Annotated in this window: 8 protein-coding genes; 2 read left to right on the plus strand and 6 right to left on the minus strand. The window is 55.7% G+C overall.

The window, feature by feature from the left end; translation table 11 throughout:
• The 6 genes from ABX962_RS23930 to ABX962_RS23955 all read right to left on the minus strand — a co-directional run.
• Positions 1-492: sigma-54 factor interaction domain-containing protein (locus ABX962_RS23930; RefSeq protein ID WP_372722998.1), on the minus strand; the 492-nt coding region annotated here is incomplete at its 3' end.
• Positions 493-697: 205 nt separating this feature from the next.
• Positions 698-2,617: a hypothetical protein gene (locus ABX962_RS23935; protein WP_372722999.1), complete on the minus strand. Its 1,920-nt coding sequence runs from the start codon at positions 2,615-2,617 to the stop codon at positions 698-700.
• A 210-nt stretch (positions 2,618-2,827) separates the two neighbouring features.
• Positions 2,828-3,235: a hypothetical protein gene (locus ABX962_RS23940; protein ID WP_372723001.1), complete on the minus strand. Its 408-nt coding sequence runs from the start codon at positions 3,233-3,235 to the stop codon at positions 2,828-2,830.
• Between the two features lie 103 nt (positions 3,236-3,338).
• A complete protein-coding gene (locus tag ABX962_RS23945; RefSeq protein WP_372723003.1) occupies positions 3,339-4,688 on the minus strand; it encodes a VWA domain-containing protein in 1,350 nt (449 codons plus the stop codon).
• A 74-nt stretch (positions 4,689-4,762) separates the two neighbouring features.
• A complete protein-coding gene (locus tag ABX962_RS23950) occupies positions 4,763-5,137 on the minus strand; it encodes a TadE/TadG family type IV pilus assembly protein (RefSeq protein WP_372723005.1) in 375 nt (124 codons plus the stop codon).
• Between the two features lie 114 nt (positions 5,138-5,251).
• Positions 5,252-5,725: a TadE family protein gene (locus tag ABX962_RS23955; RefSeq protein WP_372723007.1), complete on the minus strand. Its 474-nt coding sequence runs from the start codon at positions 5,723-5,725 to the stop codon at positions 5,252-5,254.
• A gap of 361 nt (positions 5,726-6,086) precedes the next feature.
• On the opposite strand from ABX962_RS23955, the gene ABX962_RS23960 reads away from it, so the two are divergent.
• Both ABX962_RS23960 and ABX962_RS23965 read left to right on the plus strand, forming a co-directional pair.
• Positions 6,087-7,568 carry a nicotinate phosphoribosyltransferase gene (locus tag ABX962_RS23960; protein WP_372723009.1) on the plus strand — a complete coding sequence of 494 codons (1,482 nt, stop codon included), beginning with the start codon at positions 6,087-6,089 and terminating at the stop codon, positions 7,566-7,568.
• 25 nt (positions 7,569-7,593) lie between these two features.
• On the plus strand, positions 7,594-8,094 hold a 501-nt coding region (locus tag ABX962_RS23965; protein ID WP_372723011.1), incomplete at its 3' end, for an NUDIX domain-containing protein.

The following is an 8,094-nucleotide window of genomic DNA, read 5'->3' on the forward strand; positions in this document are numbered from 1 at the left end:
CATCAGATCGCGATTGCTCGCGGCGATGATGCGAACGTCGGTGCTGAAGGTGCTGGTATCACCGACCCGTTCTAACTCTTTCTCTTGCAGTACCCGCAGCAATTTGACTTGCCGCGTCAGCGTTGTGCTGTTGATTTCGTCTAGAAAGATCGTGCCGCCCTGTGCCGCTTCGAAACGGCCCGCACGATTGGCGACCGCACCGGTAAACGCACCACGGACGTGGCCAAACAATTCGCTTTCAAGCAGGCTTTCGCTCAATGCGCCACAGTTGACGCGGACAAAGGGGGCGCCGCTGCGGTGGCTCAATCGGTGAACGGCACTGGCGATTAATTCCTTGCCGACGCCGGTTTCACCTAGAATCAATACCGAAGCGTTGCTGGGCGCGACACGACGGGTGATGCGATAAACCTGCTGCATCGCTGGCGAATTGCCAATGATGCCTGCGATCGGTGGCTCTCCGGGACCGTTTGGGGATATGCCGAGCATCGCCATTAAGGATACGTTGGTGTTTCTTAGTCCAGCGACAATCGCCGTTCAGAGCCTCTACTTATAAGATATCTTCGACGCCGCCTCGTCTTGGATCTCTAGAAAAACGCTTTCGTTTCCTAAAAATAGCCTGCCAACTCCATTTTGGGTAGCCGATACCTGAAGGAGGCGGATGACCGCAAAGCGGAGCCGACGTTTGATACCGGCGACTCTATTGATTGGCTCGTCGTTGTTCCAACGCGCTGATTCCGGTTTGACGGTAAAGTTCGCGGTCCAACTGCGTCATTTCAGGCAATCGGTTGCGAAGTGCGATCGTGTCGAGCAGCTCGGCATACGCTTGCGGCGACGACGGAGGATCGGGCATCCAACGGATCGCAGCAGACCAGCGTTCACTGTTAAAGGGGGCAACGGCGTCACCAAAGAAGACAATGGGCACGTTCGCCCCCACGGTTTGCCGGCGAACGCGATCGATCAATTCAATCGGTCTGGCATCGGCCAAGTTGGTTTTGCTGACGATCAGTCGCAGATCGCTGCTAGCAGCCACCGCACGTTCGGCTCCGGCCACTGAGTGCGCAATGATGACCGCGTAACCAAGTCGCTTCAAAATGGTTTCTTGGGCCAGGATCATTTCTGCCTGAGTTTCGACCAAGATTGCCATCGGCAGCGATTCGAGCGATGCCATCTCGTTTAATGTTTTCAGGACCAAGCTGCTGCCGGGATAGTCACGCTGGATACCCATCGCCGCGATCATGGTAGCCGCTTCATAACGAATGCGAGGCTCGGCGGAAATCGCAGCGACGACCAACGGAGAAGGATTGGGGGCGGCGGACAGCAGCAAATCGTATCGCTGGTCCGCATCCGGCAACGAACCGATCAAACGCAGCACGCCGATTGCGGCAGGAACGTCACCGCTATCGACAGCATTGGAAAGGATGCCAACCCAAGAAGCGGTCTGGAGCGTCGGAGCGAAATCGGAAATGAAAGTTTCTGTTTGTTTTTCGTCACCCCAATCGGGATCCAGGATCACGCGATAGCTTAGTTGGGCTGCCAATACCTCGTTGGCGACGTTCAGCGGTAGCGTCCCGATTCGTCGCAACCGCGACGCCGCATCCGCCGCATCGCGATACGCAGCGAGCATCGCTTGGACTTCGCGAAAACCGATGCTCTGACGATCCGGGTTCACACTCCACAAAATTCGCGTTTGGAAATCATTGTCGACGGTTTTTGCCGTCGCACGCAGCCGCCGCAACTGGTTGGCCAAAAAATCGATTCCCGCAGCCGAATCGATCGTGCCCGCCGAGACGCTTTGCAATCGTGTCGTGGCATAATCAATTTCATCTTGGGTGGAATCGGGAGCCAACAGCGCGGTGACCAATTCGCTCGTCGCTGCCTTTTGATCGATCCGCACCAGTGCCTTGAGGGCTGCCAGCCGTTCGGCTGGTTTTCCGTACAGGGCAAGTTGCCGCAAGGCATCGATCCCACCGTCGCCCAGCCGCAGCATGGTTCGCAAAATATCGTCGCGCGGCGCGGGGGGCGAATCGGAGACAACACCGTTGACCAACGCGGCGATTGCAGGGTTTCCGCCCGCAAGGAGGGTGCGTACCGCATCGATGCGGGCGTCGACCGAGGCGGCATCCAAACGGTCGATCGCGGCGGTCAACCGTTTTTCCGATTGAGCGTTTGCGGTGGCTGCCTTGGAAAGCTCTTCGACAAACTTGCGAGCCGGTTCCTCAAGCTGGTCCGAGCGAACCATTCTCAGCCGCAGCGCGGGCTCGATCTGCTCTGCCATTGCGGCCAACACCGCTTCGTTGATGTCGCGGGCCGCTGCCTCGCTGAGCAGCGTGTTCACTTCGCTCCAACGCCCCACGCGGACCAGGGCTGCGACCGATTCGGCAAGCTGGATATCGCCACGGCGAGCCTTGATTTGCAGTTGTTCGCTCAATGGATCCGAGGTTGCTTCGCTCGCCTGTTGGTCAACCGCAGCGGATCCCGGATCGTCTCCGAACAGCGGAGCGGCAGCAGGGGCGCCAAACAAATCGTCTTGAGCAGCGAGGTTTTCAGGCCCCGGAGCAGCCAGCATTAATGTGGCAACCAGGGAAACGACAGCAATGACGCGGAGGTAGCTGGACATGAGAACCGTAGGTGGATTGCAGGGAGAACGCTGGGCAACACGCTCTCATCATAATCAAGAAAATGGAGGACAACGTCGGATCGCCTGGATCCCGCAAAGAGTGAGGCGAATTCTTTGCCGCCCCGCACTGGCCTTTGTATTCACGGGCCGTTGTTTCGCGTGTCCCTTGGGATCATCCAAGGCTCGTGTTTTCCCTGGCCGTCGCAGGGGTTACTGGGGGGCATCGAGTGACTGGACCAACTGTTGACGAAATTCCCATTCGGGGGAATTTTCTGGTGCGGTCGTCAAACGCTCGATTTCCGCGAGCATCCAGTTGCGATAATGCTCCTGGTGCTGCAGTGCTTCCTCCTCGCCCGGCAGCGATGGCAGTGCAGGACGCGCGTCCTTGGCTCGCTGTAACTTCATCAATTTGCGATCCATTTCCATCGCCCTGGCGACATATTGTTCGGACCGCCGTGCCTGGTCGAGCGAAGGATCACGGTGGTGTGACACGGTCGCAATGGGAGCGTTCCCGTCGATCGAGGCGATGTTTGGGTCATGCGAATGCCGCATCGGAATCGTGAAGGCCCAGATAATGATGCCACTTGATACCGCGATGGAAAGCCAAATCCATCGCATAGGAGGGCGTTTCTCGGGGGGCGAAGGCGAGGTCGTTTCAATCGTTTCGGGGGTCATGTCTTGATACACCAAAGGCGACGACTAGCGAGACGCTGTCGCAGGATTATTTCGTCAAAATGGTTGGCAGGTTGTTCGCGATTTCTTCGAAGATCGCAACGAGCTGTTCGCCGTTATCGGCGTGATAATGTTTACCACCTCCGGCCGCAGCGACTTGTTGCATTCGTTGTTGGTTTGCACCACTGCCAAACGTGACGGTGTGAATGGTCAGCGGATAGTTTGTTGCAAAGTAGTTTGCCACCGTCAGCGGATCGGTGCCGCGGTTGTGGTTGCCATCGGTCATCACGACCATCGTCTTGGCGGCGTAGGGACGTGCGGCGGAATCCAGCAATGCTTGGATCCCAGCTTGCATTCCGTCTCCGATCGCCGTGTTTCCACCGGGGTTGATCGCATCGACCGTGGTCCGGATTTGGCTGAAATTTTTGACCAACCAAACGTCCAGCGATGCATCCGAGGCATAGCTTGCCACCGAGACTTGCTCCTCTTGGACGGTGGTGTCCAGGACATTCAAGAATGCATCCACAGCGATCACCAATTCCTGCCACGGCTGCATCGGGCAATCGGGCAGGTTGAAAAGTTCTTGCCAGACCCATTGGTTGTAGGTCATTTGGTTGAAGCCAGAGGCATAGTCATAGCTTGTCGTGGTTTTCCCGTTCCCCTTTCCGTTCCCTTTTCCATTGTTGCCTTTGGTTGTCACTGTCTTGGTCATCACACCGGCTGCCACCGCAGCTTCTTTGACCAAGTCCGAGTTGGGGTCGATGCCCTCAGGCCAATCGAAGTTCAGGTTGGGGACCATCGATCCGCTGCGATCAAGGATCAGCGAGATATCGCGGTCGACCTGCATCGCTACCGATTCTTGGCGAGGGCCAAAGTCGCTTGCGTTGAGCATGCCGGGGATGACAAACGGCACACGACCCGAGAGGGATCCTGTGTCACGACGTCCGTTGACACGAATGGCGCTGGCGATCAATGTTCCGCTTTGCACCGCCGCGGTCGGTAACTTTTGGAATTCGTAACGGCCTGTTAAGCCGTTGGGCTGCGTGGTGACGCCAAATTCAATTTCGTTCGCGGAATCTTCGCTGCGAATTTGCAGCGGTTGCCCGTCCACGTTGTTCAGCGCCGCAGTAGCAATCGCAGCGGCCTTTGCCGCTTCGACGGTTTGATGTTCGCTGAATGCGCGGCCGCCCGCACGGGCCGCCGCATCGGTAGCAACCATCAACTCGGTACGGTTCAGTTGCATTTGGGCGCTGTTGATACAGAACGCGGCAAGCAACGCCAGCACAGGTAAAATCAGCGCCATCAACGCAAAGACGTTCCCGCGTCGTTGTCGATGCGATCGCGCAAACGAAGCGGTGAAGATACAGGAAACGGTGCGATGGAAAAGTCGTGTGGTCATGGGGATGATCGCAGCGAGAAACGATAGGTGTGTGGTTGGTTAACTCAATGAATGACGGCGGTGTTGGCAAAACGTTATTGTTCGTAGAACCCTTCGTAGCGTTCGGTTTTCATTACCGCTTGGGTTTCGATCGTTGTATTGGGTAGGAACATTGGTGTGAACATCGCAATCGCCTGCAGATCCACGCTGACGGTGACGGTAATCGTGGGTGAGTCAAAGTTGACGTCACTGACGGTGACGTCGTAACCATTGTCATCGAGCAGTGAACCCATGATGCGGTCCGCTTCGGCGATCGCTTCGGCTCGGGTTGCTCCTGGCACCATCGCGGTACGCGCTGCGAAATAGGCCGCGTCTTGTGCCAAGTTGCGAGCCATATTCATTCTGGCAAATTCCATGCAAGTAAAGATCATGACAAACATCAAATTCGCCACGATTGCAAATTCCACCATCGCAGCTCCCTCGCGTTTTTGGCGCGGTCTGCGGCGTTGGAAAGCGGTTCGAATTCGGTGACGTTTCATGAAATAATTGCGATTGAAAAAGTGAGATGCCGCGTGGAGTGACGTCTATTTTTTTCCGAGGTTTTGGTATTCTTTACGCATCGTGACGCTGGTGGTCATCGTCAGATCGGTGAACATTCCTGATGCAACCAACAGGTTGCCCGCACAAGGAACCGTGACTGTGATCGTGACGTTTTCCAATGTGTCCGCGTTGTCAAATCCAGGCGAACTAAAACTGACCGAACTGCTGCCGTTGTGTTGGATGTCGCGTTGGTCCAAGAACTCGATCACGCGAGTCGTCGCATCGCTGTTGGTGTAGCCGCGGCCGACACCGCGGCGAGCTCCTTCGTAGGCGGCAAGCGTGATCGATTCACGTAAAAACAGCATCGAGCACAGGTCGATCGTGCCTAGCGTCAGGACAAGCAGCACGGGTAGGCATACAGCAAATTCAACCGAGGCAACGCCGCGGCGTTTTCGTCGTCGCGCTGCCGGCCGACCGCGACGCGGCGGACAGGTGTTGGAGGTGCATCGTTTAAACATGGTTACAAATGTCATAGGGTTTAGACCGGTTTGCAAAGCAAGGAAGCCGGCTCTATGGGAAACCTAGCTCGCAATCTCACAAGAAGCGTTAAATTTGCAAGATTTTTCTTGTCTTGCCCCGGTTTGTATGCATGCCCCTCTGTGGAATGTTCCGCAACAAGCGACGAAATGAGCAACACCAGCGGGTAAATGCCAGCTTTCAAATGGGCCAGCTTTCAAATGGGCCAGTCTTTTTCTCGCCTTCGCTAACGCGGATTCTGATATCTCGGCTTTTCGGATGTCGCCGCCGAGATGGGTGAACCCGCGACCACGTCGAAACGTCTATCCTTAGTGTATTGAAAACACTAACTGGGATGAGAGCATGGGCCAAAGCTTTCGCGGCAACGGATCGTTAGCTCTGCTGACGGATCTCTATCAACTGACGATGGCGTATGGTTACTGGAAGACGCAGCGGCACGATCGCGACGCAGTCTTCCACCTGTTTTTTCGCTCCAGTCCGTTTCAGGGTGGTTACGCGATCATGGCGGGCTTGGCTCCGTTGGTGGAAACGCTCGATGACTTTCGCTTTACGCCCGACGACCTTGCGTATCTAGCAACTCTTCGTGGCAATGACCATCAACCACTCTTTTCCAGGCCGTTTCTCCGCTATCTGAGTGAGCTGCGGTTGAGCTGTGACATTGACGCGATGCCCGAGGGCACGGTGGTCTTTCCACACGAACCATTGCTTCGCATTCAAGGTCCCATTCTGCAATGCCAGATTCTCGAAACACTGCTGCTGAACAGCATTAATTTTCCGACGTTGATTGCCACGCGGGCTGCCCGCGTATGCCAGGCGGCTCAAGACGACACGGTGCTCGAGTTCGGGCTTCGCCGAGCGCAGGGGATCAACGGCGCGATGACCGCGACACGCGCCGCTTATATTGGTGGCTGTCATGCAACCAGCAATGTGTTGGCGGGAAAGCAATACGACATCCCGGTTAAGGGGACGCATGCTCATAGCTGGGTCATGTCCTTTGATGGAGAACACGAAGCGTTTGCTGCCTACGCGAGCGTGATGCCAAACAACTGCATCTTTCTTGTTGACACCTATGACACGGTGCACGGAGTCGCCAACGCGATCTTGGTGGCGCTTCAGTTGCGGAAGCAAGGCCATGAAATGATTGGAGTGCGGTTGGATTCAGGGGATATGGTCACGCTCAGTCAACAGACCCGTGCGATGTTGGACGCAGCGGGATTACCGGATGCCAAAATTGTGGCCAGTAACGATCTGGATGAACACCAAATTCAAAAGCTCAAACTCGACGGAGCACAGATTGATATTTGGGGAGTCGGTACGCGATTGGTAACGGGATATGAGCAACCAGCGCTCGGTGGTGTCTACAAATTATCGGCGATTTGTGATGCGGGAGGGCAATGGCATGACCGGGTGAAGTTATCCGAACAGTCGGTCAAAACGTCCAATCCGGGGATCCAGCAAGTCCGGCGATTTTACAGAGCGAAGCAAGCCATCGCCGATGTCATTTATGATGTCCGCGATGGGACCGCAGCATCGCCCCACATGGTGCCGATGGGCTGCGATCAAATTCGTTCCTTTGATGCGGATAAATCCGAGGAAGATTGGCAGAGCGAGGATCTGCTTGTTCCAGTGCTTCGCGATGGCAGCCGAGTGGGCCAGTGGCCTACGATTCATCAGATTCGCGAACGCGCTCAACAACAGCTGGCAATGTTCTCGGATGACGTTCGTAAATTGGTCGACCCGGCGGTCTATCCCACCGGGATGGATGTTCAGCTGTTTGAAACCAAACGCAAATTGATCGCGTCCGCATCGCCGTTTCATGGTTGAGGTTCCTATCACGAAGAGATTTTCGATGCCGTATACCTACCAACATCCACGTCCCGCATTGACCGTTGATTGCGTGGTTTTTGGGCTGAGCGATTCCTCACTGAACGTCTTATTGATCCAGCGTGCGAATCCGCCTTTCAAGGGTCAGTGGGCAATTCCAGGCGGTTTTGTTGACATGGACGAAGCACTCGACGACGCCGCTCGCCGTGAACTGCAAGAGGAAACGGGGATCGAAAATCTGTTTATCGAGCAGTTGTATACGTTCGGAGATGTCGACCGAGATCCGCGCGGACGTGTCGTTTCGGTGGCCTACATGGCACTCGTCCGCCAAGAAGATTGCCAGCCCAAGCACGCCGACGATGCGGCAGATGCCGATTGGTTTGCGGTGAATTCGCTTCCCAAGTTGGGGTTTGATCATCAAGAAATTTTGAAGATGGCGCACGAGCGAATCCGTAGCAAAGTTCAATATCAGCCGATTGGATTCGAATTGCTGCCTCGTAAATTTCCGCTGCGTGATTTGCAGCGA

This window comes from Novipirellula sp. (assembly GCF_041583735.1).
GTDB lineage: Bacteria > Planctomycetota > Planctomycetia > Pirellulales > Pirellulaceae > Novipirellula.

Bases quoted from the DNA above. Each gene is read 5' to 3' on its own strand.
- ABX962_RS23935 (WP_372722999.1), bottom strand. From the start codon at position 2,617: ATGTCCAGCTACCTCCGCGTCATTGCTGTCGTTTCCCTGGTTGCCACA.
- ABX962_RS23940 (WP_372723001.1), bottom strand. From the start codon at position 3,235: ATGCGATGGATTTGGCTTTCCATCGCGGTATCAAGTGGCATCATTATC.
- ABX962_RS23945 (WP_372723003.1), bottom strand. From the start codon at position 4,688: ATGACCACACGACTTTTCCATCGCACCGTTTCCTGTATCTTCACCGCT.
- ABX962_RS23950 (WP_372723005.1), bottom strand. From the start codon at position 5,137: ATGGTGGAATTTGCAATCGTGGCGAATTTGATGTTTGTCATGATCTTT.
- ABX962_RS23955 (WP_372723007.1), bottom strand. From the start codon at position 5,725: ATGTTTAAACGATGCACCTCCAACACCTGTCCGCCGCGTCGCGGTCGG.
- ABX962_RS23960 (WP_372723009.1), top strand. From the start codon at position 6,087: ATGGGCCAAAGCTTTCGCGGCAACGGATCGTTAGCTCTGCTGACGGAT.